Annotated in this window: 27 protein-coding genes and 1 pseudogene; 19 read left to right on the forward strand and 9 right to left on the reverse strand. The window is 68.6% G+C overall.

From position 1 onward, the window contains the following. Positions 1 to 6: 6 nt before the first annotated feature. Positions 7 to 771, reverse strand: a complete 765-nt coding sequence (gene map, locus ACPPVW_RS14285; RefSeq protein ID WP_426623764.1) for a type I methionyl aminopeptidase — start codon at positions 769 to 771, stop codon at positions 7 to 9. A gap of 143 nt (positions 772 to 914) precedes the next feature. Here map and ACPPVW_RS14290 point away from each other — a divergent pair, with 143 nt between their 5' ends. Beyond that, a complete protein-coding gene (locus ACPPVW_RS14290) occupies positions 915 to 1412 on the forward strand; it encodes a hypothetical protein (RefSeq protein WP_426623765.1) in 498 nt (165 codons plus the stop codon). Between the two features lie 90 nt (positions 1413 to 1502). On the opposite strand, the gene ACPPVW_RS14295 is transcribed toward ACPPVW_RS14290, so the two are convergent. Both ACPPVW_RS14295 and ACPPVW_RS14300 read right to left on the reverse strand, forming a co-directional pair. Continuing rightward, positions 1503 to 2828: an FtsX-like permease family protein gene (locus ACPPVW_RS14295; RefSeq protein ID WP_426623766.1), complete on the reverse strand. Its 1326-nt coding sequence runs from the start codon at positions 2826 to 2828 to the stop codon at positions 1503 to 1505. Next, on the reverse strand, positions 2828 to 3559 hold the full coding sequence (locus tag ACPPVW_RS14300; protein ID WP_426623767.1) for an ABC transporter ATP-binding protein: 732 nt from the start codon (positions 3557 to 3559) through the stop codon (positions 2828 to 2830). The genes ACPPVW_RS14295 and ACPPVW_RS14300 overlap by 1 nt, the downstream gene beginning before the upstream one ends. 364 nt (positions 3560 to 3923) lie before the next feature. Here ACPPVW_RS14300 and rplS point away from each other — a divergent pair, with 364 nt between their 5' ends. The 8 genes from rplS to ACPPVW_RS14340 all read left to right on the forward strand — a co-directional run bounded on the left by rplS (position 3924) and on the right by ACPPVW_RS14340 (position 10899). Further along, on the forward strand, positions 3924 to 4271 hold the full coding sequence (rplS, locus tag ACPPVW_RS14305; protein ID WP_426623768.1) for a 50S ribosomal protein L19: 348 nt from the start codon (positions 3924 to 3926) through the stop codon (positions 4269 to 4271). Positions 4272 to 4367: 96 nt separating this feature from the next. Beyond that, positions 4368 to 5102, forward strand: coding sequence for a signal peptidase I (gene lepB, locus ACPPVW_RS14310; RefSeq protein ID WP_426623769.1), 735 nt, complete (start codon positions 4368 to 4370; stop codon positions 5100 to 5102). After that, a complete protein-coding gene (locus ACPPVW_RS14315) occupies positions 5102 to 5764 on the forward strand; it encodes a ribonuclease HII (RefSeq protein ID WP_426626308.1) in 663 nt (220 codons plus the stop codon). The genes lepB and ACPPVW_RS14315 overlap by 1 nt, the downstream gene beginning before the upstream one ends. Before the next feature lie 29 nt (positions 5765 to 5793). After that, complete coding sequence (locus ACPPVW_RS14320; protein ID WP_018190696.1) at positions 5794 to 6117, forward strand: DUF2469 family protein; 324 nt, start codon at positions 5794 to 5796, stop codon at positions 6115 to 6117. Positions 6118 to 6247: 130 nt separating this feature from the next. Then, the gene (locus ACPPVW_RS14325; protein ID WP_426623770.1) at positions 6248 to 6604 is read left to right on the forward strand and encodes a YraN family protein; all 357 of its coding nucleotides are present in this window, start codon (positions 6248 to 6250) and stop codon (positions 6602 to 6604) included. After that, positions 6604 to 8145: a YifB family Mg chelatase-like AAA ATPase gene (locus ACPPVW_RS14330; protein WP_426623771.1), complete on the forward strand. Its 1542-nt coding sequence runs from the start codon at positions 6604 to 6606 to the stop codon at positions 8143 to 8145. Before ACPPVW_RS14325 ends, ACPPVW_RS14330 begins: the two co-directional genes overlap by 1 nt. Further along, positions 8145 to 9422 (forward strand): DNA-processing protein DprA, encoded by a 1278-nt coding sequence (gene dprA / locus ACPPVW_RS14335; protein WP_426623772.1) that lies wholly within the window; start codon positions 8145 to 8147, stop codon positions 9420 to 9422. Before ACPPVW_RS14330 ends, dprA begins: the two co-directional genes overlap by 1 nt. Before the next feature lie 370 nt (positions 9423 to 9792). Next, positions 9793 to 10899 carry a tyrosine recombinase XerC gene (locus ACPPVW_RS14340; protein WP_426626309.1) on the forward strand — a complete coding sequence of 369 codons (1107 nt, stop codon included), beginning with the start codon at positions 9793 to 9795 and terminating at the stop codon, positions 10897 to 10899. Here the strand turns inward: ACPPVW_RS14340 and ACPPVW_RS14345 are convergent. Then, on the reverse strand, positions 10862 to 11533 hold the full coding sequence (locus ACPPVW_RS14345) for a M23 family metallopeptidase (protein WP_426623773.1): 672 nt from the start codon (positions 11531 to 11533) through the stop codon (positions 10862 to 10864). The two genes, ACPPVW_RS14340 and ACPPVW_RS14345, sit on opposite strands and share 38 nt — an antisense overlap. A gap of 266 nt (positions 11534 to 11799) precedes the next feature. Here ACPPVW_RS14345 and ACPPVW_RS14350 point away from each other — a divergent pair. From ACPPVW_RS14350 to ACPPVW_RS14385, 8 genes and pseudogenes are all read left to right on the forward strand, one after another. After that, positions 11800 to 13242, forward strand: a pseudogene (locus ACPPVW_RS14350) (sugar porter family MFS transporter). A 278-nt stretch (positions 13243 to 13520) separates the two neighbouring features. Then, on the forward strand, positions 13521 to 14510 hold the full coding sequence (gene rpsB / locus ACPPVW_RS14355) for a 30S ribosomal protein S2 (RefSeq protein WP_426623774.1): 990 nt from the start codon (positions 13521 to 13523) through the stop codon (positions 14508 to 14510). Between the two features lie 40 nt (positions 14511 to 14550). After that, the gene (gene tsf / locus ACPPVW_RS14360) at positions 14551 to 15381 is read left to right on the forward strand and encodes a translation elongation factor Ts (RefSeq protein WP_426623775.1); all 831 of its coding nucleotides are present in this window, start codon (positions 14551 to 14553) and stop codon (positions 15379 to 15381) included. A 126-nt stretch (positions 15382 to 15507) separates the two neighbouring features. Further along, entirely contained in the window at positions 15508 to 16221 is a 714-nt protein-coding gene (gene pyrH / locus ACPPVW_RS14365; RefSeq protein ID WP_426623776.1) for a UMP kinase, read from the forward strand. A gap of 109 nt (positions 16222 to 16330) precedes the next feature. Continuing rightward, positions 16331 to 16885 carry a ribosome recycling factor gene (gene frr, locus ACPPVW_RS14370; protein ID WP_426623777.1) on the forward strand — a complete coding sequence of 185 codons (555 nt, stop codon included), beginning with the start codon at positions 16331 to 16333 and terminating at the stop codon, positions 16883 to 16885. Then, positions 16886 to 17884 carry a phosphatidate cytidylyltransferase gene (locus ACPPVW_RS14375; protein ID WP_426623778.1) on the forward strand — a complete coding sequence of 333 codons (999 nt, stop codon included), beginning with the start codon at positions 16886 to 16888 and terminating at the stop codon, positions 17882 to 17884. 12 nt (positions 17885 to 17896) lie between these two features. Continuing rightward, a complete protein-coding gene (locus ACPPVW_RS14380) occupies positions 17897 to 18445 on the forward strand; it encodes a DivIVA domain-containing protein (protein ID WP_426623779.1) in 549 nt (182 codons plus the stop codon). A gap of 71 nt (positions 18446 to 18516) precedes the next feature. Beyond that, positions 18517 to 19218 carry a lytic transglycosylase domain-containing protein gene (locus ACPPVW_RS14385; protein ID WP_426623780.1) on the forward strand — a complete coding sequence of 234 codons (702 nt, stop codon included), beginning with the start codon at positions 18517 to 18519 and terminating at the stop codon, positions 19216 to 19218. A gap of 7 nt (positions 19219 to 19225) precedes the next feature. On the opposite strand, the gene ACPPVW_RS14390 is transcribed toward ACPPVW_RS14385, so the two are convergent. The 3 genes from ACPPVW_RS14390 to ACPPVW_RS14400 all read right to left on the reverse strand — a co-directional run bounded on the left by ACPPVW_RS14390 (position 19226) and on the right by ACPPVW_RS14400 (position 21265). Next, positions 19226 to 19507, reverse strand: a complete 282-nt coding sequence (locus ACPPVW_RS14390) for a hypothetical protein (RefSeq protein WP_426623781.1) — start codon at positions 19505 to 19507, stop codon at positions 19226 to 19228. 94 nt (positions 19508 to 19601) lie between these two features. Beyond that, positions 19602 to 20890 (reverse strand): IS3 family transposase gene (locus ACPPVW_RS14395; protein WP_426623757.1). Its coding sequence is split into 2 segments (ribosomal slippage): positions 19602 to 20617 and positions 20617 to 20890, totalling 1290 coding nucleotides; the frame shifts between segments, so codons are not numbered across the junction. Between the two features lie 12 nt (positions 20891 to 20902). Continuing rightward, positions 20903 to 21265 (reverse strand): hypothetical protein, encoded by a 363-nt coding sequence (locus tag ACPPVW_RS14400; RefSeq protein WP_426623782.1) that lies wholly within the window; start codon positions 21263 to 21265, stop codon positions 20903 to 20905. A gap of 61 nt (positions 21266 to 21326) precedes the next feature. Here ACPPVW_RS14400 and ACPPVW_RS14405 point away from each other — a divergent pair, with 61 nt between their 5' ends. Both ACPPVW_RS14405 and ACPPVW_RS14410 read left to right on the forward strand, forming a co-directional pair. Continuing rightward, positions 21327 to 21626, forward strand: coding sequence for a hypothetical protein (locus ACPPVW_RS14405; RefSeq protein WP_426623783.1), 300 nt, complete (start codon positions 21327 to 21329; stop codon positions 21624 to 21626). Positions 21627 to 21648: 22 nt separating this feature from the next. Then, on the forward strand, positions 21649 to 22392 hold the full coding sequence (locus tag ACPPVW_RS14410; RefSeq protein WP_426623784.1) for an alpha/beta hydrolase: 744 nt from the start codon (positions 21649 to 21651) through the stop codon (positions 22390 to 22392). Positions 22393 to 22406: 14 nt separating this feature from the next. On the opposite strand, the gene ACPPVW_RS14415 is transcribed toward ACPPVW_RS14410, so the two are convergent. Then, complete coding sequence (locus ACPPVW_RS14415) at positions 22407 to 23444, reverse strand: AI-2E family transporter (protein WP_426623785.1); 1038 nt, start codon at positions 23442 to 23444, stop codon at positions 22407 to 22409. Positions 23445 to 23485: 41 nt separating this feature from the next. Continuing rightward, on the reverse strand, positions 23486 to 26515 hold the full coding sequence (locus ACPPVW_RS14420; protein ID WP_426623786.1) for a hypothetical protein: 3030 nt from the start codon (positions 26513 to 26515) through the stop codon (positions 23486 to 23488). Positions 26516 to 26560: the final 45 nt, after the last annotated feature.

Here is a 26560-nt window from a genome sequence, read left to right on the forward strand (position 1 = left end):
GGTGGTCTAAGGGGCGCTGAGGATGAGGGGGCCGTCGTCGGTGATCGCGACGGTGTGCTCGGAGTGCGCGCCACGGGAGCCGTCGGCGGAGCGCAGCGTCCAGCCATCGGGGTCGGTGAAGATCTCGTCCGTGGTCTCCAGGAACCACGGCTCGATCGCGATGACCAGCCCGGGGCGGAGCGGGAAGCCGCGGCCGGCGCGGCCGTCGTTCGGGATGTGCGGATCGCCGTGCATCGTGCGCCCGACGCCGTGGCCGCCGAACTGCGTATTGACCGAGTAGCCCTCGGAGTGCGCGACGGCCGCGATCGCCGCCGAGATGTCGCCGACGCGGCCGCCGGGCTGCGCCGCAGCGATTCCGGCGGTCAGCGCGCGCCGGGTCGTCTCGATGAGCCGCAGGTCTTCGTCGCGCGCGGAGCCGACCACCAGGCTGACGGCCGAGTCGGCCACCCAGCCGTCGACGCTGGCGGCGAAGTCGAGGCTCAGGAGGTCTCCGTCGCGCAGGCGGTAGTCATGGGGGAGCCCGTGCAGCACGGCGTCGTTGACGGAGGTGCAGATCACCTTGCCGAAGGGGCTCGCGCCGAAGGAAGGATGATAGTCGATGTAGCAGGACTCCGCGCCGCGCGAGCGGATCAACTTGTGGGCGAGGGCGTCGAGCTCCAGGAGGTTGACGCCGACGCGTGCCGCTTCAGCAGTCTCAGCGAGCACATCGGCGACGAATCGTCCCGCCGGCCGCATCTGCTCGATCTCGGCGGGGGTCCTCAGCTCGATCACGTGTGTCCTCTCTCGCGCTCTCGGCCTCCAGTCTTCCATGCCGCCGCTGGCGCCGCCCTCGATCGGGACCCTCATGCGGCGCTACGGTCCGCCCACGGCGAACCCGCAGCCACCGCACAGCCGCGCGACGCTACGCTGAACGCGTGATCATCCGCAAGGCGTTCTACTGGTGGCTGTTTCCGTCCGCCGTCGTGCTGCCCGTATGGCTATTGATCGGCTGGGCGGCCTTTCACCAGGGGAGCGGCTGGACGTTCCTCGGCCTCCTCGTGTTGTGCCCGATCCTCTTCGTCGCGCTGATCGCCGTGGGCGGCATCATGATGGCCCGCAAGAGCGTGCGGGATGCGCGCGCCGTGTCGTGGTATGACACCGGACTCCTCGCAGGCTGGAGCGCCTCGATCATCGCGTTCGGCTTCTTCCCGCCGGGCGTGACCGGCTGGCTCGCCGTCCTCGGCGTCCTGTTGTTCCTCGGGATCTTCTGGGTGGGGCTGTGGGAGCTCGTGTCCGAGACGCGCGCCCGCGTGCAGGTGTCGTACGCGGCCTACCAGCGCGCCGCGAGCCCGGAGCAGGTGAACCGCCCCGAGACCGCACCGCTGGACGATGACGCGGACGTCATCATTATCGAAGAGCGTCGGGAAGACTGAGGCAAGCGGCAGTTCGTCTCGCCATGAAGCCGTCAACGTGGCTCGACGTGACACGAGCGGGTCGGCGCGGCGTTCGCAGGGCCGGTGCCATCAGATGCCGGACCGTCGCATCTCGGCAGCAGGACTGTTGCGGCCTGCCTGGATCACGGGCCGCGCGATGGCGACGAACATCAGGACGATTCCCAGTGCCAGGACGAATGGGATCGGAACGAGGGGGAGGAAGGTCGCGACTTTGACCTCCCCAGTTGCGTTTGGAGCCGGCGCCGGAGTGAAGACGAAGGGGAGCGCCACGACCAGGGAGATGATCCCGGCGGTGAGCGTGAAGATGAGGGCTTCGAACGCTGCCGAAGCCAGGGCGGTCGTCCGGGTCGCGCCGGAGATCGTCAGAAGTGTCGTATCTCGCCGTCGGTGTCCGGAGGTCATGATGATCGTCGCCGCGCCGGCGTAGAGGACGAGAACGAGCGGTGTCCCGAAAACGGCGATCGCGAGGCCTGCAGTCCTGGGCTCGCTCCACAGCCCAGCAACGCCCGTCACCATGCCAAGCCCGCAGGCGATAACCATGAGGCTGATTCCGGCGTGGCTGCGCGTGACGTTGTACTTCGCCGATTCGCGCGCAACATACCAGCTGGCCTTTCGCCCGGGCAGGAGCGCGACCCAGAGGCGCATCACACGCTCGGATACCCAGGGAGCGGCGAAGAGGAATGCGACCAGAATCATCATCTGCCCGAGGACAAAGTATCCCACTGGGGTGAAACAAAGGAGCACCGTCGACACGATGGCGATGATCGCGCAGACAATCGCGAGGACGATGCGAGTGGTGGAGAGCGGGGCGTTGACGACCTCCGGCGTGCGGATGGCGGCCAGGATGGGGGTGCGGCGGGCTTTCCGGGCCGCGCCGAGCGCGCTGAGAAGGACGACGGCCATGAAAACCAAGAACGCGATCGAGAATTCGAACACCCCGAGGGTCACTTCTCTAATGGGGTCGGCCTCTGTGCGCAACGGCGCGGAGAGCGTGTTGAGGAACAGGTTCAGGGTCGGTGCGGCGAGGATCAGCGCGATGGCGAATGCGACGAGCCCGAGAAACAAGGCCTGGAGGAAGATGACTGATCGAATCGTGCGCGGGCCGACTCCGGCGAGTTGCCACAGGGCGTACCGGGGGCGTTGAAGGTCGACGACATACGTCAGCAGGATGTTGAGCGCACCGATGACGACGGGCACGTTGAAGCCCATGTAGATGAACGCGTGATTGATCAAGCCGGCCGCAGCTTCCGGTTGGTCTCCCCACATTGCGCGCGCGGTCGAGAAGTCGCCTGCGCAGACGCAGGCGATGAGCGCCGCGAAAACAGCGAGGACGAAGGCCCCGCTCCAGAGCCGCCAGGCGACGAGCAGTTCGGTGGTGACGAGTTTGAGGATCATCAGGACCTCCGCGCGTGCTCGACGGCGTCGAGGACCTGGCTCACCGACGGGCTGATCAGCTCACCATGGATCTGCCCATCGCGTAGGACCAGTACCCGGTCTCCAAGCGCAGCCGCTTCGAGATCGTGCGTTACCATCACCACGCTTTTGCCGTCGACGGTGTAGTCGCGCAGCAGCTTGAGCACCCGACTCCCGGCCTCCGTGTCGAGAGCACCCGTCGGCTCGTCCGCGAACAGGAGGTGCGGGGATGTCGCCAGCGCTCGGGCGATGGCGACACGCTGCTGCTGGCCGCCAGAGAGCTGTCCAGGGCGCCGATCCGAGACATCTGCCAGGTCGACCGACTGCAGCGCCGACCTCACGGCGGCGCGGTCGACGCTGCCGCGGGACATCCGCATCGCGAGCGCGACATTATCGAATGCGGTGAACGCCGGAAGCAGGTTGTATGCCTGGAAGACGAAGGCGATATTGTTCCGTCGGAACGCTGCGGTCTGATCGAGGTTCAGCTCACCGATCGCCGTGCCTGCAATGGTCACGGAGCCCGACGTGACGGCATCAAGGCCGGACATGCACTGCAGGAGAGTGGACTTGCCCGATCCGCTCGGCCCCACGATGGTCAGCATCTCGCCTTTTCGGACTTTCAGCGAGATTCCCTTCAGCACGTGGGTGGGCTCTGTGCGGCGGTCTCCGCTGAATGATCGTGTGATGTTGTCCGTTTCCAGGATGGTGTTCATTCGTGCGAGCTCTCCAAACTGGGATGATTACGGTTCTCAGTAGAATTCATGATGTCAGACGCCAGGCTTGACATCAATCGCCCGCAAGATGTACTTTGCCCATCTGCGTCAGCCGGGCGCGCTCGTCAACGGCGGTGTTGTCGCGGCGACCGCGAACGCTCCCCGACAGGGCTGCATCTGGCGCATTGGCAATAGGGCCGCGCGCATGGCAGAATAGTTCTTCGTGCCGCCGCCCGGCTCTGCCGCAGGGGAGCCAGCATCTCGAGCGCACACCCCAATCGAATCCTGGCCGCTCCGTCTGTCATGCAGCGCACGGCCCCGAGTCCGTCCCCGACCTGCCGGCGGGTACAGAGAGCGAACAGCAATGCACATCCTCGATCAGGTGGACGCCGCTTCCCTCAAGCAGGACATCCCCGCGTTCCGCGCCGGCGACACCGTCAAGGTGCACGTCAACATCATCGAGGGCAGCCGCTCTCGTATCCAGGTCTTCCAGGGCGTCGTGATCCGCCGCTCGGGCGAGGGCGTCCGTGAGACCTTCACGGTCCGCAAGGTCAGCTTCCAGGTCGGCGTCGAGCGTACCTTCCCGGTGCACTCCCCGGTCATCGACCGCATCGAGGTCGTCACCCGCGGTGACGTCCGCCGCGCCAAGCTGTACTACCTCCGCGAGCTGCGCGGCAAGAAGGCGAAGATCAAGGAGAAGCGCGAGAACTGAGCGTTTTCGCGCACGTCTTCCACTGAGTTCCCGGTCCTACACTGGACCGGGAGCTCAGTCGTTTGAGCGGCCGGGAACGAGACGTAAAGCGAGCGAATGACGGATGAGACGCTACCGAGCCGATCGGCCGGGCGGGAGCGCAGTCGCCGGAGCCTCCTGCTGTTCCTCCGCGACGTGCTCGTCGTCGTCGTGATCGCCTTGCTGGTCGCCTTCCTGATCAAGACCTTCGTCGTGCGTTCGTTCTACATCCCATCGGGATCGATGGAGAACACCCTCCAGATCAATGACAAGATCCTCGTCAACGAGCTCCAGCCGTCGGTCTTCGGCCTCAGCCGCGGCGACGTCGTGGTCTTCCGCGATCCGGGAGGCTGGCTGACTCCTTCGCCGCCGGCCGTCCGCAACCCGCTGGCCCAGGCGGCGGACACCGCCCTCACGTTCGTCGGGCTGTCGGCCTCCGACAGCGACGACCATCTGGTCAAACGGATCATCGGGTTGCCAGGCGACCACGTCGTGTGCTGCGACACGGCCGGACGCATCACGGTAGACGGCGCCCCGCTGGTCGAGCCGTACATCCAGATCCCGCCCGGCCAGACGAACGCGGCAACGCTCGCGTTCGACGTCACGGTGCCGAAGGGTCGTCTCTGGGTGATGGGCGACAATCGGTACAACTCGCAGGACTCCTCCCGCAATCAGGCGCTGCCCGGCCACGGTTTCGTGCCGCTCGACCACGTCGTTGGCCGAGCTGTGGTGATCAGCTGGCCGGTCAGCAGATGGACCTGGCTGGACGACTATCCTGAAGCCTTCCGCGGAGTGGAGGAGAACCAGCAATGATGACCCCGGTCAGCCCGTCGCTGCGCTTCGAGAAGGCGCTCTACCGCGATGGCGTCACGTCGATCGTCGCGGTCGATGAGGTGGGGCGCGGCGCCCTCGCCGGACCGGTCGCCGTCGGAATGGTTGTCATCGACACGGCTGTCAAGCGCATCCCGCCCGGACTTCGCGACTCCAAGCTGCTCCCGGAGCCGGTGCGCGAGGCCCTCGAGCCCGCCTGCCGGCGGTGGTCGCTCTTCCACGCTGTGGGCTTGGCATCTGCTGCGGAGGTCGACTCTCTCGGCATCATGCGCTGCCTGGGCCTCGCCGGCGCCCGCGCCCTGGCGAGTCTGGAGGAGCAGGGCGCCGAGGTGCGCGAGAGCACCCTCATCCTGGACGGCAACTATGACTACCTGAACCCGGCGCTGATGCGCCCGGCCCGCGTGGTCACGCGGATCAAGGCCGACCGCGACTGCGCATCGGTCGCCGCCGCCTCCGTCATCGCGAAGGTGCATCGCGACCGGCTGATGATCCAGCACGACGTGCAGTACCCGGGCTACGGATGGGTGAGCAACAAAGGCTACTCGACGCCGGAGCACTTCGCCGCGATCGCCGAACTCGGCCCCAGCGCCCTGCACCGCCTGACCTGGCTGAAAGACCTCGCGACACTCGACATGCCGATTTAGGGTCGCGGGCGGCTTAGACTTGACGAACGATGGATGAGGACGAGTTCGACGACTACGACCGCGAGGTCGAGCTGGCTTTGTATCGCGAATACCGGGACGTCGTCTCGCAGTTCAAATACGTGATCGAGACCGAGCGCCGCTTCTACCTCGCGAACGAGGTGGAGTTCGTGCGCCGCGACACGGAGCACGACTTCTATTTCGAGCTCACGATGAACGATGTCTGGGTGTGGGACGTCTACCGTGCAGACCGGTTCGTCAAGTCGGTTCGAGTGCTGACGTTCAAGGACGTCAACATCGAGGAGCTCTCGAGCAAGGAGTTCGAGCTCCCGAAGGAGCTCGCGCTCGACGAGTGAGCGGTCGTCTCGACGCATGAGTTCCGCGCTCGTGTCCTCCACAATGCCCTGAGTCGTCGACTTCTCCACAGATTCCTGGTCACCGCTTTGCGCCCGATCTTCCCCGGCCAGTCTGGTCGTGGGAGGACACATGGCAGAGAAGGACCGACTGGGTCGTGATGGGGAGGCGCTGGCGGCACGCTGGCTGAAAGAGCGCGGCTACGCGGTGCTGCAACGCAACTGGCGCTGCGCGGCGGGAGAACTCGACCTGATCGTTCGGCAAGGACGGACGACCGTCTTCGTCGAGGTGAAGACGCGCAGTTCGACTGCGTACGGGCATCCGTTCGAGGCGATCACCGCCACCAAGGCGGCGCGGCTGCGACGGCTCGCCGCCGAGTGGTGCCGAGCGCACGGCCCGGTGCCGGGTGAGACGCGGATCGACGCGATCGCCGTGCTCGACGCCCGCGGCGCGGAGCCGTCGATCGAGCACCTGGCCGGGGTGGCCTGATGGCGGTCGCGCACACCTTCGCCGTCGCCCTGACCGGCGTGCGCGGCGACATCGTCGAGGTCGAGGCCGACATCTCGGCCGGCCTGCCCGCGTTCGTGCTGATCGGTCTGCCGGATGCCGCTCTCGGCGAGTCGCGCAAGCGCGTCTCTTCGGCAGCGACGAACGCGGGCTGCGCTCTCACCCAGCGCAAGCTCACCATCAACTTGTCACCCGCCTCCTTGCGCAAGCAGGGGTCGGGGTTCGATCTGGCTATCGCCGTCGCCGCGCTGGCGGCATCGGGGGAGATCCCCGCGGAGGCCGCGGCCGGAGCCGTGCATCTCGGAGAGCTGGGACTCGATGGACGGCTGCGCCCGATTCCCGGCATCCTGCCATCGGTGCTCGCAGCGCGCGACGCCGGCTTCCGGCGGGTGCTGGTTCCGACCGCCAACGCCGACGAGGCCAGGCTTGTCGAGGGCATCGACGTGGTGCCCGTCGGGGGACTCCGCGCCGCGGCGATCCTCCACGGCGCCGAGCTCGAACCGGTGGACGACGAACCGGTTCTGCTGACAGACGACGTCCCCGTCTCAGCGCCCGAGCCCGACATGAGCGACGTGTCGGGCAACGACGAAGCAGTCGACGCTTTCGTCGTTGCTGCGGCCGGAGGCCACAACGTGTCGATGGTAGGGCCGCCCGGGGCGGGCAAGACCATGCTCGCGCGCCGGCTGCCGTCGCTCCTGCCCGATCTGACCGTCGAGCAAGCTCTCGAGTCGACCTCGATCCGCTCGCTCGCGGGCAGGGGAGTGGGCGGCGCTCTGGTGCATCGGCCTCCGTTCGAGGCTCCGCACCACACAGCGTCGGCCGTCGCCCTGGTCGGCGGCGGAGGCACGCGGCTCGTTCCCGGGGCGATCGTCCGCGCCACGAACGGCGTCCTGTTCCTCGACGAAGCCGCCGAGTTCCCGGCCAGCGTGCTGGACGCACTCCGGCAGCCGCTGGAGTCGGGAGGCATCACGATCCACCGGGCGAACGGCACGGCGGCCTTTCCCGCGCGCTTCCAACTGGTGCTCGCCTCGAATCCCTGTCCGTGCGGGCGCTACGGCTCCGCTGACGAGGAGTGCAGTTGCACACCCATCGCGCGCCGTCGCTACGCCGCCCGACTGTCCGGCCCGCTGCTCGACCGCATCGACCTTCGGCTCACCGTGCGCCGCCTCGGCCTCGGGGCGCTGCGCACGGCGACGGACGGCGGCACGCAGTGCCGCACGAGCGCGGAACTTCGCTCGCGCGTCGAGCAGGCACGGGCGGGCGCACGCGAACGCCTCGCCGGCACCGGCTGGAGCACCAACGCAGAAGTGGCCGGGCCCTGGCTGCGTTCCGCGCAGCGCCGGGTGGCGCCTGCCGCGCGCGCCGCTCTCGACCGAGCCTTGGAGCGCGGTGGTGTCACCATGCGCGGCTACGACCGCACCCTCCGCGTCGCGTGGACGCTCGCCGACCTCGACGGCGCCCCCAGCCCGACAGCCGACCACATCGGCCGTGCACTGTACCTGCGACGCGGGGCAGGGGCGTGATGAAAGCGCGGGACCGGATCCCGGGGCTCGCCGCCCGCGAACTCGCTTCGCTCGTCGGGGCAGTGTCGCCGGGTGAGCCGTACCCGGACGAAAGGTCGGCCATAGCGGCTGTCGCGCGCGTTGCGCTGTCCGCCGCCTCCGAACCCGGAGACACCGACGCTGTGTCGCTCGTCGCGGCGCTCGGTGCTCCGAGCGTGCTGAACGCGGTTACGGGCGAGGCGACGCCCGAGCGTGTCCTGAGTGCACTCGAGGCATCGGAGGCGCCGACTATCCCCACGGTCGGCCGCCTGCGGGATGCTCTGGCGCGGTGGCGGGGGCGGCTCCCGCGCGGACCGGTCTGGGCCCCTCTCGAACGTGCCGCGCACGTCGGTGCGCGTCTTGTGACGCCGGAGCACTCGCTCTGGCCCGAGACGGTGGACGACCTGGATCACGGAGCGCCGCTGGCACTGTGGATTCGTGGCGACCCGCGTCGACTGCCGCTCCTCTCACGCTCGGTCGCGCTGGTCGGTGCGCGGGCCGCCAGCGGCTACGGCGAGCACGTGGCGCTCGAGAGCGCGGCCGGGCTCAGCGATCGCGGCTTCGCGATCGTCTCGGGCGGCGCTTACGGGGTCGACGCCGCGGCGCATCGCGCGGCGCTGTCGAGCGACCAGGTGACCGCCGCGTTCCTCGCCGGCGGCGTCGATCGTCTCTATCCGGCGGGCAACGACCTGCTGCTCAAGCGCGTCGCGCGGGATGGTCTGCTCCTTGCCGAACTGCCGCCGGGCTCGACCCCGACACGCTGGCGCTTCTTGATGCGCAACCGACTGATCGCGGCGGCGAGCAGCGCGACGATCGTCGTCGAGGCGGGCGCGCGGTCCGGATCGCTGAACACGGCGGGTCACGCCGCCCAGCTGGGGCGCCCTCTGGGCGCCGTGCCGGGTCCGATCACGTCCAAGGCCTCGGAGGGCTGCCATCGGTTGATCCGTGAGTACGCGGCGACCTGCGTGACGACTCCGGACGAGATGGCCGAGCTCGCCGACCCGTTCGGCGCGATGCGCGACCCGCGCCTGCTCGGTTCCTCCGCGAATTCGCGGCTCAGTGACGACAGCCGCGCGCGTGCCCCGGAGGGTGCACCGGACGAACGGGTCCGTGCGGAGCTCTCGGCCTCGCGCGGCAGGAGAGTCCCGGACCTCGCCGAGCGGACCAGCCTCGGCGCCGATGCCGTGATAGCGGCGCTCGGGCGCCTGAGTGCGCTCTCCGCCGTCGAGGAAGCGCACGACGGGTGGCGACGCGCATGATCGATTTCGGTGGGCGATGATCGACGTCGACGGGTTGGGGTTCGCGGCTTCAGTCGTGAGTGGCGGTCACGAACTGTGCCGCTGAGACGTGGCCTTTGCCGGCCGTCTGGGTGACGTTCCTGCTGTTCAGCATCACGCGTTGGCAGTCGCGGGCGTGTCGATTCTGGTTCAGGCCGGTGGGAGCAGCTCTTGCTCTTCCATCGACGCCCACGTCAACGGCTGCGTCGCCGATCATGGAACGATGCCCCCACCCATCGTCGAGAGCGGCGCGGCCGCGGCCGGGGCTGCCGGCAGAGATCGGTTGCCGCAATCCGCCCTGGTTCGGTGCGCCGCGCCATCGGCGCTGCCGCCGATGGCGGAAGCTGGGGGAGTGGAGCTCCAGTTCGCGGTCGATGGCTACCTGCGCCATCTCGCGATCGAGCGTAGGTACTCGCCGCAGACAGTCCGTGCGTACCGGTCCGACCTCGCGCAGTTCACGAAGTTCGCCCACGGGCGAGAAGTGACGACGACCGAACAGCTGACGCTCGACCTCTACCGGGACTGGCTCTGGGAGGGCGCCCAGAGACACCTGGCCAAAGCGACGCTCGCCCGTCGATCCGCTGCGGCGCGTGGTTTCAGCGCGTGGACCGCGCGCGATAGCGCCGGCTACGACATGGGCGCCGGCCCCGCCGTCGGCGCCGGCTACGACATGGGCGCCGGCCCCGCCGTCGGCGCCGGTCAGCACACCAGCGGGGGTAGCGGGGCCGGGGCACCAGCCGATCCGGATCGTGCGCAACCGCCCAACGCAGCGCCGGATTCCGCGGCGCCGGATGCCGCCGTGCGGGATGCAGCCCTGCGGGATGCCGCCGTGCGGGATGCCGCCGCGCGCCTGCGGGCACCGAAAGCGGACAAGCACTTGCCCCGTGTCATCACACGCGAGCAGATCGACGGCCTCCTCTCGACGCTCGGCGAACGCGCGGAAGACGGCGAGCCGTCGGCCATACGCGATGCGGTCGTCATCGAGCTGCTCTACGCGGCGGGGATCCGGGTGAGCGAGCTCACCGGGCTCGACGTCGATGACGTCGATCTCGAGCGCCTCACGCTGCGCGTCATCGGAAAGGGGAGCAAGGAACGGGTGGTGCCGTTCGGAGTTCCCGCGCTTCGCGCCGTAAAGCACTACCTCACGACGGCTCGGCCCATCCTCGCCACCGAGCGCTCAGGTCCTGCGTTGCTGCTCGGCGCACGCGGCGGCCGTCTGGGCACGCGAGCCGTCTATCAGCTGGTGGCGTCGCTTCTCGCTGACCTGCCCGGCGGCGGTCCCGCCGGACCACACACGCTGCGTCACACCACCGCGACCCACCTTCTCGACGGGGGAGCCGACCTGCGTGCGGTTCAGGAGATCCTCGGGCACGCCAGCCTCGGCACCACCCAGATCTACACGCACGTCTCCACGGAACGGCTCAAGGAGACTTACCGGATCGCTCATCCCCGCGCCTGATCGCGACCGCCGGGCTCCCGTGCAGCGGCAGCAGGACTGAGCGCGGCACACGGTCGAAGAACAGCAGCGGTGAGACATAGGTGCCGTCGATCCGAACCCCTACGTGCAGGCACGCGTTCGAGCAGTGCGCCCTGGTGCCGACGACGCCGAGCGGGGATCCGCGCGCCACGGAGTCGCCCGCACGCAGCCCGTCCGCGACCAGCGGCTCGTACGATGACAGGACCCCGGAGCCGTGATCGAGCGTGAGGACCGGCCGGTCGACGACGACGCCCACGAAGTGCACCGTCGCATCCGACGGTGCAGCCACGATGGTTCCCGCCGCGCTAGCGAGGTCGATGCCCCGATGACCTGCTGCATAGGGTGACGGTGGGGCTGCATACGCCTGGACCATCCGGGGCGGAGCCACCGGCCACTGCCATCGCGGAGCCGCATCGGCTGCGTTTCGCTCGCCAGGCCCCGAGCGCTGTGCCTTGCCCACCGTCGTGCTCCGATCCTCAACCGCAGCGGTGATCCGAACTTCGGTCGTCGCCGCGCTCCGAGCCTCGACCACCGCGCTCGCCCCCGATGACGACAGCACCCCACCGACCGCAGCCACCGCGGCCGCGCTGCCGACCAATGCCCGTCCGAATCTCATTCGTCGCCTCCGTTCATCCGTTCGTCGAACCTCCTTGTCTACTGTGCTCGGCCACGAAGGGCCGCACGTGCGCCGCCGAGCTATCGGTGCAGAAATGCTCGCCGCCGGGTGCTGTGGAGGACTCTTTTGCCCATGTGGAACGCGGCGTACGTGTGCAGCGCCGCGGCTTTTTCGCTCGCGCGCCACAACCGAAGCGGGATGTCATGTCTGGTCAACGCAGCACCACGTTCGATGGGGGAGACCGGGTCCCCCAGCCCACGGCGGCGATGAAACGAAAGGTCGTCGGCCTCGCGACCGCCGCAGCGGTCGGCGGGTTCCTGTTCGGATTCGACTCGTCGGTCATCAACGGCGCTGTCGACTCGATCCAGCACCACTTCGCGCTCAACGCGTTTGTGACCGGGTTCATCGTCGCGATCGCCCTGCTCGGCTGCGCGGTGGGTGCCTACTTCGCGGGCCGACTCGCCGACCGGTGGGGCCGGATCCGGGTGATGCTCATCGGCGCCGTGCTGTTCCTGGCGAGTTCGATCGGGGCCGGTCTTTCCTTCTCGGCCTGGGACCTCGGCCTCTGGGCGCATCGTCGGAGGTCTCGGCATCGGCATCGCGTCGGTCGTCGCGCCGGCGTACATCGCTGAGATCGCACCGAAGCAGCGGCGCGGCGGACTCGCGTCGCTGCAGCAGCTCGCCATCACGATCGGTATCTTCGTCGCGCTTCTTTCCGACGCCCTCCTCGTCGGCGCCGCGGGCGCCGCCGTCAACCAGCTCTGGCTCGGACTCGAGGCCTGGCGGTGGATGTTCCTCGTCGGCGCCATCCCGTCCGTCGTCTACGGCGTCCTGGCGCTCCTCCTACCCGAGTCGCCGCGCTACCTGCTGTCCACCGGCCATCACGATGAAGCGCGGGCGATCTTCTCCACGCTCGTCCCCGAGGAGGACGTCGACCGTCAGGTGCGCGATATCGAGCAGGCGATCGAGCAGGACCAGGACGCGGCGAAGGGGACCTTGCGCGGCAACCGGTTCGGGTTGAAACCGATCGTCTGGATCGGCATCATCCTGTCGGTCTTCCAGCAGTTCGTCGGCATCAACGTGATCTTCTACTGCTCGAGACCCTTTGGAAGGCGGTCGGCTTCACCGAGAGAAACTCCCTGCTGATCACTGTCATCACCTCTGTGACCAACGTGGTCGTGACCATCGTGGCCATCCTGCTGGTGGACCGCGTCGGCCGTCGCCCGATCCTCCTCACCGGATCGGTCGGCATGGCGCTGTCGCTGGGCGTGATGGCGCTGTCATTCAGCTTCGCCTCCACGTCCGGAGGCGTCGTGTCGCTGCCGAGTCCGTGGGGTCCGATCGCCCTGGTCGCCGCGAACCTGTTCGTGATCTTCTTCGGCGCCTCCTGGGGGCCGCTGGTGTGGGTGCTGCTGGGGGAGATCTTTCCGCCGTGCATCCGCGGTGCGGCGCTGGGCGTCGCCGCCTCGGCCCAGTGGATCGCGAACTTCCTGGTGACGGTGTCGTTCCCGCCGATGTCGGACTTCTCACTGCCGTTCACCTACGGTATGTACGCGCTGTTCGCGGCGCTTTCGTTCTTCTTCGTCTTCTTCAAAGTGCCGGAGACGAATGGGATGGCACTTGAGCACGCCGAGACGCTGTTCGCCAATGCCGGCCGCAGCCGCGGGCCGCAGGTGAGGTCGTCGGGGGACTCGGTCCCACGCGCCTGAGCCCGCGCGTGGTGGCGCCGCGATCCTGGGAGGCCGGGATCCTGATAGGATGGCCCCTGCGCTCCGCACGCCGGAGTGACTACGCGTGCCCCCAACGCCCTCTGTGCAGGGCGGGCGCGTCTCCACCGGTCTCCTGATCATCCCAACGGTTCGCTGTGCGGGTGCTTGGGTGCGGAGAAGCGCAGGGCACCAGGCGCGGCGATCGACCGATCGTCGCGGGACAACCGAGAGTCGCGATCCCGCCTCAGGGCCGGGCGCGCAAGACAAGGAGAACGGCAATGGCCGTCGTCACCATGCGCCAGCTGCTCGACAGCGGCGTCCACTTCGGACACCAGACCCGCCGCTGGAACCCGAAGATGAAGCGCTTCATCCTCACCGAGCGCTCCGGCAGCTACATCATCGATCTGCAGCAGTCGCTCGCGTACATCGACAAGACCTACGAGTTCGTGCGCGAGACCGTCGCGCACGGCGGCACCATCCTCTTCGTCGGCACCAAGAAGCAGGCGCAGCAGGCGATCGCCGAGCAGGCGACCCGCGTGGGCCAGCCCTACGTGAACCAGCGCTGGCTGGGCGGTCTGCTGACCAACTTCTCGACCGTCTCCAAGCGCCTCGCGCGCATGAAGGAGCTCGAGGAGCTCGACTTCGAGGGCACCACGAGCGGCTTCACCAAGAAGGAGCTGCTGATCAAGAAGCGCGAGCTCGACAAGCTGCACAAGTCGCTCGGCGGCATCCGCAACCTGTCGAAGACCCCGAGCGCCATCTGGGTCGTCGACACCAAGAAGGAGCACCTCGCGATCGACGAGGCGAAGAAGCTGGGCATCCCGGTCATCGCCATCCTCGACACGAACTGCGACCCGGACGAGGTGCAGTACCCGATCCCGGGCAACGACGACGCCATCCGCTCGGTCACGCTCCTCACCCGTATCGTCGCCGACGCCGCGGCTGAGGGCCTCATCCAGCGTCACCAGAAGCCCGAGGAGGGCGCTGAGCCGACCGAGCCGCTCGCTGAGTGGGAGCAGGAGCTCCTCGCTCAGTCCAGCGACGAGGTCCAGGCCTCCGCCGAGAACGAGAAGGCGGCCGACGCCGACCTCGCCGAGGCCAAGGCGGACTCCGCCGAGGTCGTCGCCGAGGCCACGGCCGGCTCCGCCGAGGGCGATGCCGACGCCGAGGCCACGGCCGACTCCGCCGAGGGCGATGCCGACGCCGAGGCCACGGCCGACTCCGCCGAGGTCGTCGCCGAGGGCGAAGCCGACGCCGAGGCCAAGTAACCAACTTCACAACTTCGAGTCAGAAGGTTCCAGTCAGAACATGGCAAACATCAGCATCGCTGACATCAAGGCCCTGCGCGAGCAGCTCGGCACCGGCATGGTCGACACCAAGAAGGCCCTCGAGGAGGCCGGTGGCGACATCGAGAAGGCCACCGAGATCCTGCGCCTGAAGGGTGCGAAGGGCAACGCCAAGCGCGCCGACCGCTCCACCTCCGAGGGCCTCGTGGCCGCGAAGGAGAACGGCAACGGCACCGCGACGATGATCGAGCTCGCGTGCGAGACCGACTTCGTCGCCAAGGGCGAGAAGTTCATCGCCCTGGCCGACAAGGTGCTCGACGCAGCAGCCGCCGCCGGCGCCACCACCGTCGAGGAGGCGCTGGCCGCCCCCGCTGGTTCGCAGACCGTCGCCGCGTTCATCGGCGACGAGGCGGCGATCCTCGGCGAGAAGGTGGAGCTTCGCCGCATCGCGGTCGTCTCCGGCGAGAGCTTCGCGGTCTACCTGCACAAGACCTCCAAAGACCTGCCGCCGCAGGTCGGCGTGGTCGTCGGCTACGCCGGCGCCGACGCGGAGACCGCCCGTAGCATCGCGCAGCACATCTCGTTCGCCAACCCGACCTACCTCGCCCGCGAGGACGTCCCGGCCGACGAGGTCGAGAACGAGCGTCGCATCGTCGAGGAGATCTCGCGCAACGAGGGCAAGCCGGAGGCCGCGCTCCCGAAGATCATCGAGGGCCGCCTCGGCGCCTACTTCAAGCAGGTCGCCCTGCTCGAGCAGGAGTACGCCCGCGACAACAAGCTGACCATCGCCCAGGTCCTGAAGGACTCGGGTCTGACCGTCTCGGGCTTCGCCCGTTTCAAGGTCGGCGCCTGACACAGGCATGAAGGAGTCCGGATCGTGAATCACGATCCGGACTCCTTTTCTGTGCGCACGCGAACTGTTCACGCGCCGCACGCACGCACTAGCGTTAGCAAAACACACGGAAGGACTCATACACGTATGTCGGCATCCACTCAGAGACGCAGGGTCCTCCTCAAACTCTCCGGCGAGGCGTTCGGAGGCGGGCAGCTCGGGGTGAACCCCGACATCGTCAGCAGCATCGCCCGGGAGATCGCTCAGGCCGCCACGGACGTCGAGATCGCGATCGTCGTCGGCGGAGGCAACTTCTTCCGTGGCGCCGAGCTCTCGCAGCGCGGCATGGACCGCGGGCGCGCCGACTACATGGGCATGCTGGGCACCGTCATGAACTCGCTGGCCCTGCAGGACTTCCTGGAGCAGGCCGGCGCCGAGACGCGCGTCCAGTCCGCCATCGCGATGACCCAGGTCGCGGAGCCCTATATCCCGCGCCGCGCCGAGCGGCACCTCGAGAAGGGCCGCGTCGTCATCTTCGGTGCCGGCGCCGGACTGCCGTACTTCTCGACCGACACGGTCGCCGCGCAGCGCGCGCTGGAGATCAGCGCCGACGTCGTGCTGGTCGCCAAGAACGGCGTCGACGGCATGTACGACTCCGACCCGCGCACCAACCCGGACGCGCGCAAGATCGAGCAGATCAGCCACCAGGACGCCCTGCAGCAGGGGCTCAAGGCCGTGGACTCCACCGCGCTCAGCCTCTGCATGGACAACGGGATGCCGATGCGCATCTTCGGCATCGAGCCCGCTGGCAACGTGACGGCCGCGCTGCTCGGCGCCGAGATCGGCACGCTGCTCGGCTGAGCCGGGCTCGAACGGCCTCAGCCGACCCGGCCGGCCCCGGGCCGTGCACGGGCCGTCAGGCGCCCTGGCCCTAGACTAGACACCGACTCACCGATCTGAAGGAGAAACCGTGATCGCCGATGTGATTTCCGACGCCCGCCAGCGCATGAGCAAGACCGTGGACGCGGCGAGGGACGACTTCGGCACGGTGAGCGCGGGGCGCGCGAACCCCACACTCTTCCAGAAGGTGCTCGTCGACTACTACGGCTCGCCGACGCCGCTCGCGCAGCTCGCCGGCCTCCAGAACCCGGAGGCGCGCGTCCTGCTCGTGACGCCGTACGACAAGTCCGCCCTCAAGGACATCGAGAAGGCGATCGTCGCGATGCCGAACCTCGCGGCGAACGTGGGCAACGACGGCGAGATCGTGCGCGTGACGCTGCCCGAGCTCACGGAGGACCGCCGCAAGGAGTTCGTGAAGATCGTCCGCGGCAAGGGCGAGGACGCCAAGGTGGCCATCCGCAACATCCGCCGCAAGGCGAAGGACGAGCTGGACGCTCTCAAGGGCGAGATCGGGGATGACGAAGTGGCTCGTGGCGAGAAGGAGCTCGAGACTCTCACCCGTTCGCACGTCGACGCCGTCGACGAGGCTCTGAAGCGCAAGGAAGCAGAGCTTCTCGAGGTCTGAATGAGCGAGGGGAGCAGCCCCGGCGCGCCCCGCACGCCGGAGTCGGGCAGACGGGGGAAGTCTGCGGCACGAGCAGAGCTGCGTGCGCAGGTGCAGGCGACTCGCGCCGATTTCGAGCGTCAGATGCTGGCCAGGAAGGCGCAGCTCGACGCGACGAACGAGCGGATCGCCGCGCGGACCGGTCGCAACCTCATCCTGGCGATTCTGATCGGCCTGGGGGCCGGCGCGCTCCTCATCCTCAGCCTGATCTTCATCAAGGAGCTGTTCCTGCTGTTCGGCGCGGCGATGATCGGGTTCGCCGCCTTCGAGCTCACCCAGGCGTTTCGCGGCGCCGGGAGGCGTGTCCCGCGCATCCCGACCCTGATCGCGTCGCTGGCGATCGTGCCCGCCACGTTCTTGTTCCACGCGGGCGGCCAGCTGGTCGCCCTGGCGGCGGGCATCCTGCTGGTCGTCGTGTGGCGGCTCGTGGAGGAGGCGGCGCTTCCCGGCAAACGTGCAGGGGGAGTGGCACTGACGCGTGACCTCGCCTGGAGCGTCCTCGTGCAGATGTATGTGACGCTCCTGGGGTCGTTCGCGATCCTCCTCCTCGCCGAGGATGGCGGCGAGTGGTGGGTGCTCGCCTTCCTGATCGTGGTCGTCGCCGTCGACACGGGTGCGTACGCGAGCGGGCTGTCCTGGGGCCGCCATCCGATGGCGCCGACGATCAGCCCGAAGAAGACCTGGGAGGGCTTCGCGGGCGCGGCCGTCGCCGCGGTCGTCGCCGGCGTCCTGGTGTCCCTGTTCATGATCGGTGAATCGTGGTGGTTCGGCATCGTGTTCGGCTTTGTGGCGCTGTTGACAGCTACGGCGGGCGATCTGGCCGAGTCGCTGATCAAGCGCGATCTCGGGATCAAAGACATGAGCTCCTGGCTCCCGGGGCACGGCGGTTTCCTCGACAGGCTCGACTCGATCCTGCCGTCGGCGGCGGCCACCTACGTGCTGTTCGTCATCTTCTCCTGACAGAATGACCTCGTGAGCACCTTTCCCCGGAGCCCCAAGTCGAAGCTCGGATACGACGTCGACCAGGTCGACGACTTCCTCGTGAGCGCCCGCCTCGCCTACGACGCCGACCCCTCGTCGAGCACCTCCCTGACAGCTGCAGACATCCGCCACACCGCGTTCTCGATGGCCAAAGGCGGCTACTCGACCTCGCACGTGGATGCCGCGCTGGAGCGACTGGAAGACGCCTTCGCCGCTCGCGAGCGCGAGGCCGCACACGGTGGCGCTAGCGACGCGGCCTGGTTCGAGCAGGCGCGTACGACGGCGCAGGTGATTCTGGACCGCCTGGAACGGCCCGTCGGCCACCGGTTCGAGAAGGTCAGCTTCCTGACCCTCGGCTACAACCGTCAGGACGTCGACCGTTTCGCCGGCCGGCTGGTGAAGTACTTCCAAGACGGCCGGCCGATGAGCGTCGAGGAGGTGCGCACGGTGACGTTCCGCGAACAGCGTGGGGGGTATCGTGAGGCGCAAGTCGACCTCCTCCTGGACAGCGTCACGGACGTGATGCTCGCGGTCCGCTGAGCCTGGCCATTACCTGAGTAAGGGTGTCTCTCTTTGGTAACTCGTGAATTGTCCGTTATGGTTCTGTGATCGTGGGTAGACGAGAAGCAGCCGAAATCGCTCCGCTGACCCCTGCCAACCCGGTCGGAGTCGCATTCCGGCGTTCGCGGCGCCCTCACATCCGGTCGCGAGCGGCGATCTGGGGGTTCGCCTTCACTGCCGCAGTCGGATTCGCGCTGGTCAACGTGGTCGACCCGTACTCGGGCAGTGCGGCCACTCCGGCGTACGCCGACGCCCTTCAGAACATCGACCAGACGTCCCGCTACGGCGACGCGCCGGTCCAGAGCCTGACGGCTCCCGACGCCTCCGCGACGACGGTCACGCGCGACGCGCTCGGCGTGAAACCGAAACCCACCCCAACCCCGACGCCCACTCCCACCGCGACCAAGTCGTCATCGAGCAGCGGCAGCAGCTCCAGCGCCCCGTCGGCGCCGGTTCCCGACCCGGGAACCGCTAAGGCGATCGCGTACCAGATGGTGCAGGCGCGCGGCTGGGGCGACGACCAGTACAGCTGCCTGGTCGCGCTGTGGAACAAGGAATCCGGCTGGCGCGTGAACGCCTCCAACCCTAGTGGCGCCTACGGTATCCCGCAGGCTCTTCCGGGCAGCAAGATGGGGCCGGGATGGCAGACGGACGCCTCCGTGCAGATCTCCTGGGGTCTCGGCTACATCGCAGGCCGTTACACCAACCCGTGCGGCGCCTGGGGCCACTCCCAGTCGGCCGGCTGGTACTGAGTCGGCGTCAGTCGGTCCCGTCCGGGGTCGTGCCGGGATTCTGCGGCGTGTAGTCGCGCCAGAACCGGAAGTAGATCCGGGCTCCCAGCCAGATCGACACGGCGATGTAGCCGATCGCGCACACGAGGCCGGCGATCCACGATGCGGAGAGCTCGACGCCGTTCGTCGCGAGCACGACGCCGAGGAACAGCCCGAACAGAGCGCCGTTCACCACGAACGTGAACATCATGCTGCTGCCCATGACCTGGCTCTGGTTGCGGCGACCCAGGAAGTAGTACGTGCGGCTCACGCCCTCCCGATCGTCGTTCGGGGAGGAGTACAAGCCCTAGGCGACCTCCGGCGCCAATCGCACGTACTGAACCGTCCCAGGTTCTCCGCCGCTTCTATGTGGGGAGCGGCTCTGGTCTGAGTGCCGCGTAGTAGGCAGCCTCGAACTCGTCGGGGCTGACCATTCCGAGGCTACCGTGGAGCCTGCGGTGGTTGTACCAGTCGACCCAGCCGGCGGTCGCGAACTCGACGTCCGCGATCGTCTTGTGCGGGCTGTCGTGGAAGATCGTGGTGCGCACGCACTCGGCTTTGTAGAGTCCGTTGATCGTCTCCATCAGCGCGTTATCGTAGGCGTCGCCGACCGTCCCGATCGAGGGCGCGATCTGCTCGAGCGCGAGGTGATCGGTCAGCACAATCGATGTGTACTGGGACCCCGCATCGCTGTGATGGATCAGCTGGTCGGGCGTGACCGGGCGTCCCTGGCGGTCGCGTTCCCACAACGCCATCCGCAGCGGGATCATCACGAGATCCACGTGCTTGCTGGTCTGCGCGTGCCAGGCCACGATGCGTTGCGAGAACACGTCGAGGATGAACGCGACGTACACCCAGCCCGCCCAGGTGCGCACGTAGGTGAAGTCGGTAACCCAGGTGTGATCCGGCCGCGGCGCGGTGAAGTCCCGGTTCAGCAGATCCCCGGCACGGACCCCATCCTTGGCCTGGATCGTGGTGCGGATCGCCTTCGCGCGGGTGATGCCCGACAGCCCGAGGACCCGCATCGCCCGGTCCACCGCACCGCGGGACGCATCGCTGATCGCGGTGCGTCGGATCAGCGCGGTCATCTTCTTCCGCCCATACAGCCCCTCCGGTGACATCCAGCGCCGCGTGGTCCCATCGGGCAGCACCTCGATGCGCCAGGCAGCATCACGGACCGCGCCTTCGACCATCGCGTCGGTGATCGTCCGGGCCGAGACGCGGCCCCGCCGCCAAGCCCGGTAGGTGCGCGCGGCGATCTGCACGCCCTGCTCCCGCAGGACGCGGATGATCGACTCGACCGCATGCCCCTCGGCCCTCATCTGGTCGATGAAGACCATCATCAGCGGTTGCGGGGGTCGAGTTCCCCCGCGAAGAAAGTTGCCGCTGCTTTCAGGATCGCGACGTCCTCACGCAGCCGCTTGTTCTCCGCCTTCAACCGGCGGATCTCAGCATGTTCCTCGCTGGTCTGACCGTCACGGCGGCCCGCGTCGATCTCGGCTTGAAGCACCCACCGGCGCAGGGACTCCGACCCAACACACTCCTGGCGGGCGACGGCGGCAATCGCCTTCGCCGTCGACGGGTACTCCGCCCGATGCTCAAGCACCAGCCTCACAGCTCGCTCGCGAACCTCGGGATCGATCTTCTTCGGCATGACGCCATCCTTTCAACTCGAAAGGAAACGGCACCAAACCTGGGACGGTTCATACTGCGCGCGCAGGCGGTTCATCGCCAGCACATACATGAGGTCCTCCATCGACACGTTCGTGACGCGGATCTGCGTGAGGATGCCGACGATCACCACGAGGCCGAGCAGAGCATCCGCGAACGCGGGGAAGATACCCGTGAACTTCGTGGCCTGCCCGACGAGCGCGATGCTGACCAGCGCGGCGGACATGAGCGTCAGCAGCATGCTGATCCGCGTGAGGACCTCGTTTTGGGTGGTGCTGCGCGACGCGAGGAGGCTCCAGTGCTCGGGGGCGAGCAGCTGCGCCGCGATGGCGTCGGTGTTGCGAGCGTCGTCGCCCATGCGGCGATGCTACTGCGCGTGGGACGAGAGGCGACACCCGCGTCCTGCATAGACTGGGGGAGTGCCCCGCAGCAACCGCCCCCGCCGCCGTCATGGCGAGCAGAGTGAGGAGGAGCAGGACGGCTTCGACCGTCTGCTCGCGGGCTGGAAGCGCGTGGAGGTGCGTCGCGGCGTCGAATGGAACGTGCAGCCCGTGTCCGCTCTCCAGGCGCAGAAGAGCTACGTGTGCCCGGGCTGCGGCCGCGAGATCGCTTCCGGAGTCGCTCACCTGGTCACGTGGCGTGCCGACGGTGTGCTCGGCGACTCGGCGGACCTCGCCGCCCGGCGGCACTGGCACACGACGTGCTGGAAGATGGCGTGAGCGGACGAAGGAGACCACCGAAGTGACGGACGCACCGACGGAGATCCACGGCGGCATCGAGCTGCCCGCGCGACGCGAGGACATCGAGTTGCGCACCCGGGACGGTCTCACGCTCGTCGGCGAACTCGCGAGCCCGCTGGATCACGAGCCGGTCGCGACTCTGGTCACGCTGCATCCGTTGCCGACCGGCGGCGGCTTCATGGATTCCCACATTCTGCGCAAGGCCGCTGGGCGACTGCCGGCGTTGGCCGACATCGCGGTGCTGCGCTTCAACACGCGCGGCACCGCGTCCCCGCGCGGACGCAGCCAGGGCGAGTTCGACCACGGCATCGACGAGCGTTACGACGTGGAGGCGGCGATGGCCTTCGTCGCCGAGCGCGGCCTCCCGCACCCCTGGCTGCTCGGCTGGTCGTTCGGCACCGAGCTCGCGCTGATGTACGGCAGGGAGTGCCCGGTCGACGGCATCATCCTGCTTTCGCCTCCGCTGCACCGCGCCAAGCCGGAGCACCTCGCCGCCTGGGCGGGCGACGAACGCCCGATCGTCGCGCTCATCCCCGAGCACGACGACTACCTCCAGCCCGCGGAGGCCGCGGAGCGCTTCCGGCCGCTGCCGCAGATCGAGCTGGTCGATGTGGAGGGCGGCAAGCATCTCTGGGTGGGCGAGAACCAGACCCGTCGGGTGCTCGACGAGATTGTCGAGCGGTTGAATCCGGCCGCCGCGCTGCCGCTGCCGACACAATGGCCGCCGATGCAGCCGTCGGCCTGAGCGACTGCGCGGGGTCAGAGCTCGTTCTGGCGGGGGATGACCACCTGCTTGATGATGAGCAGGATCGCCGCAGCGAACGGAATGGCGACGAGGGCCCCGAGGATGCCGAGCAGCGTGCCGCCGGCGAGTGCGGCGACTACGACGAGTGCGCCGGGGACGGACACGGCGCGGTTCATGATGCGCGGGCTGAGCACGTATGCCTCTACCTGCATGTAGACGATGTAGTAGATGGCGGCGGCGATCGCGGTCGGCGTTCCGGAGAGGAAGCAGACGGCGACGATGATCACCGAGCCCGTGATCGTTCCGACCAGCGGAATGAGCGAGAAGAAGAACGCGATCGAGGCGAGCAGGATGGGGAACCGCGCTCCGATGATCGTCAGGAAGATCGCGCTGAGCACGCCGTTCACCAGCGCCAGGGACACCTGGCCCATCACGTACTTGCCGACGGAGTCCGTGATCTGGTCGCCGAGGTCGGCGAAGCGCGACCGGCGGGAGGCCGGCACGAGCTGATAGGCGGCGCGTTTGATGTTGGGCAGCGAGGCAGTGAAGTAGATCGTGAGGATGACGACGACGATCACGCCGAAGGCGCCCTGCACGATCCCGATGCCCGTCTGCAGCACCTTCGAGGTGATGTCCGGGAGGTTCTTCTGCAGCCACTGGGTGACGGCGTCGATGTTCTGCTGGTTGACGATCGTCGGGAACTGGTGCTGGAGGCTGAGGAACCACTTCTCTGCGTCGCCGTTGTTGACCCAGTTGACGGTGTTGCTGACCAGCTGGGAGGCCTGGCCCACAGCGACGGGGACGATCGCCCAGATCAGGGCTACGAACAAGCCGAGGATGACGACCAGCGTCAGCACGAGCGCCAGCCAACGAGGGAACTTCCGCCGCTCCAGAAACGAGATCGACGGCTCGATGCCGAGCGCCAGAAAGAGTGCGGCGCCGATGTACGTGATGATCGTGGCAAGGCTGGTGATCGACGTGAGGATGAGGAGGCCGAGGCCCACCCCGAGCGTGCCTATCAGCCCCGCGCGGAACGCGTTCTGGATCTTCACTGAGTTCCCCTCCGCAGCCGGCGCCTCCGGCCGGCCGGAGGTCAGTCGTCGGCTGACGCGTTGTCGGCCTGCTGGAGCATACCCCGCAGGTTCTCGAAGTACCCGGCCACGGCCTCGCGCTCAATCCTAATCTGGGACAGGCGCGCCTCGGCGTCGGCGACCAGGCGTTGCGTGCGCTCCTCTGCCTCGTCGATGAGGGCGTCCGCGCGCTCCTGGGCGTCTCGGACGATGCCGGCGGCGACCTTCTCGGCCTCCTTGCGAGCGGCCTTCACCGTCTCGCGGGCTTCGGTGTCGAACGTCTCGGCCTCGGTGCGAGCCTGAGCGGTGCGCTTGACCGCGTCCGCGAGCTGCATGTTGGCCTCGTCGAGGTACTTCTGGGTCTGGGCCACGGCCTCCTGGTGACGGCCGAGGTACTCCTTCTCGGCCTCGTCGCGCCGCGCGCGCAGTTCGACGTCGAGGTCGATTCTCGCCTGCTCGATCTCGCGCGTCCGCTTGTCGAGCTCGGCCATCGTCGCGGTGCGCAGGGCCGTGAGCTCGGCATCGAGGGCCGCACGCGCCGTGGCGTCCTCCTGGTCGAAGGTGGCCTGCTGCTCGGCCAGCTCGGCGTCGAGCGCCGTGCGCGCCTCCGCGGCCTCGCGGGCGATCTCGGAACGGGCCTTCGCCGTCTCGGCGTCGAGCGCAACCCGGGCGCGCTCGGTCTCCTCGGCAAGGGTGACGCGGGTCTGCTCCGCCTCGCGCTCGAGTGCGAGGCGCTGCTGCTCGCGGTCGTTCTTCAGCTCCTGCTCAGTGGTCGCCCGCTGGTCGGCGAGCTCGGCCGTCGTGCGCTTCACCTGGGCGGCGAGCGTGCTGCGTGTCTGCTCCCGGTCGTCGGCGAGACGCGAACGGGTCTCCTCCGCTTCGGCGGCGAGGGCGGACGTGGTCTGCTCGACCTCCGCGGCGAGGGCGGACTTCGTGGTCGTGACCTCGGTCTCGAGAGCGGACGTGGTCTGCTCGACCTCCGCGGCGAGGGCGGACTTCGTGGTCGTGACCTCGGTCTCGAGAGCCGACTTGGTCTGCTCGACCTCCGCGGCGAGAGCCGACTTGGTCTGCTCGACCTCCGCCGCCAGCGCCATCTTGGTGGTGACGACCTCGGTCTCGAGGGCGGACAGGGTCTGCTCCTTCTCGGCGGCGAGGCGCGCAGCGGTCTGGTCGACGTCGGCGGCCAGCTGGGCGCGCGTGGTGGCGACCTCCGCGGCGAGGGCGCTGCGCTCGGTCGCAAGCTCTTCGGCCAGCTCGGTGCGCGCGGCGCCGACCTCGGCCGCAAGCTGGACGCGGACGCGCTTGGCCTCGGTGTCGAGCTCCTTGCGCTGCGCGTCGGCCTCGGCGGCGAGCTCGGAGCGGGTGGTCTCGACCTCGGCGGCGAGCGCCGCCTGGGTGGTCTCGACCTCGGCGGCGAGCGCGGCCTTGGTGGCCTCGACCTCCGCTTCGAGATCGCTGCGGGTCTTCTCGACCGTCTTCGCGAGCGAAGCCTGGGTCCGCTTGACGTCCGCCGCGAGGGCGGCCTGGGTGCTCTCGACCTCCGCCGCGAGATCGGCACGCGTACTCTCGACCGTATCGGCGAGCTCGGCGGCTGTGCGCTCGCGGTCTGCGGCGAGTTGGGCGCGGGTGGTCTCGACCTGGGTCGCGAGCTCGGCGGCGGTGCGCTCGCGGTCGGCGGCGAGCGTGGCAGCGGTCGAGATGCGGTCGGCCTCGAGCGCCGCGCGGGTCTCAGTCGACTCGCGCTCGAGCGTCGTGCGGGTCTGGAGGACCTCGTCGGCGAGTTCCTTCCTGGTGCGCTCCACGTCGTCAGCCAGGGCGGAGCGCGTCGTCGTGACATCGGTCTCCAGCTGCGAGCGCGCGGCCGTCACGTCGGCCTCCAGCTGCGACCTGGTCGTGGTGACCTCGTCGGCGAGGGCGGACTTGGTGCGTGTCACCTCGTCGGCGAGGGCGGACGTGGTGCGCGCGACCTCGTCGGCCAGCGCCGACTTCGTCGACGTCACCTCGTCGGCCAGGCGTGCCTTGGTCTGCTCGACTTCCGTCGCCAGCGCGCTCTTGGTCTGCTCGACTTCGGCGGCGAGGGAGGCCGTGGTCTGCTCGACGTCGTCGGCCAGGGCCTGTCGCACCGTGGCGTCCTCGTGGTGGAGGTCGGCCCGTGTCTGCGCGGCCTCGGCGGCGAGGGCGGCCCGCTGCCGCTCCACCTCGTCGGCGAGCTCCGCTCGCGCCTGCGCCATCTCGGCGGCGAGGGCGTCGCGTGCGCTGGTCTGCTCCGCCGCCAGTCGGTCCGCGGTCTCGCCGACCTTCCGGTCGAGCTCCAGTCGGGTCTGGGCGGACTCGCGCTCGAACGCGGCCCGGTCGGCGGCGAGGGCGTTCTCGAGCTCGCTGCGGCGGGCGGCGATGGTGCGGTCCAGCTCCGCGGTCTCGGCCCGTGCCGCCTCCGCCTCGCGCAGCGCCACGACCTTGAGCTCCGCGGCCTCGCGATCGGCCTCCGCGCGCACCGCGGCGGCCTCGCGCTTGCTCGTCGCGCGCAGCTCGGCGGCCTCGGTGGCCACGGCACCTCGGATCGCGGCGGCCTCGCGCATCGCGTCGGTGAGGAGCGTCTCCTTGTCGGCGCGGGTGCGGGCGAGCAGTTCGGCCGACTCGATCTGAGCGTCCTCGAGCGCGGTCGTGGCACGCGCCTGAGCATCCGCCAGCACGCGCTCGGCCTGCTGCGCCGCGGTCTTCTTGATCTTCTCCACCTCGGCGGTGACGCCGGAGCGCAGCTTCTCCGCGTCGATGTCGGCCTGGGCGATCAGCCGGGTGGACTGCTCCTCGGCGACCCGGAGGGTATTCTCAAGCTTCGTGCCGAGCCCGGAGTAGGTGGGGCTGCCGACCTCTTCGATTTCGGCGTTGAGCTCGTCGATCCGCACCTGGAGACGTTTGATCTCTTTGGTCTGGTCGGCGGACTGGGTGTTGGACTTGATCAGCTCACGCCGGAGGTCCTGGACAGCCTTGTCCACCTCGTCCTTGTCGTAGCCGCGGAAGACCTGGGTGAAGTTCGATTCGTCGGTGGCCACTGTGTTACTCCTGATGGGGATTCCGGGTGAGCGAGCCGCACGCGC

The organism is Leifsonia sp. McL0607 (genome assembly GCF_049993355.1).
Lineage (GTDB): Bacteria > Actinomycetota > Actinomycetes > Actinomycetales > Microbacteriaceae > Leifsonia.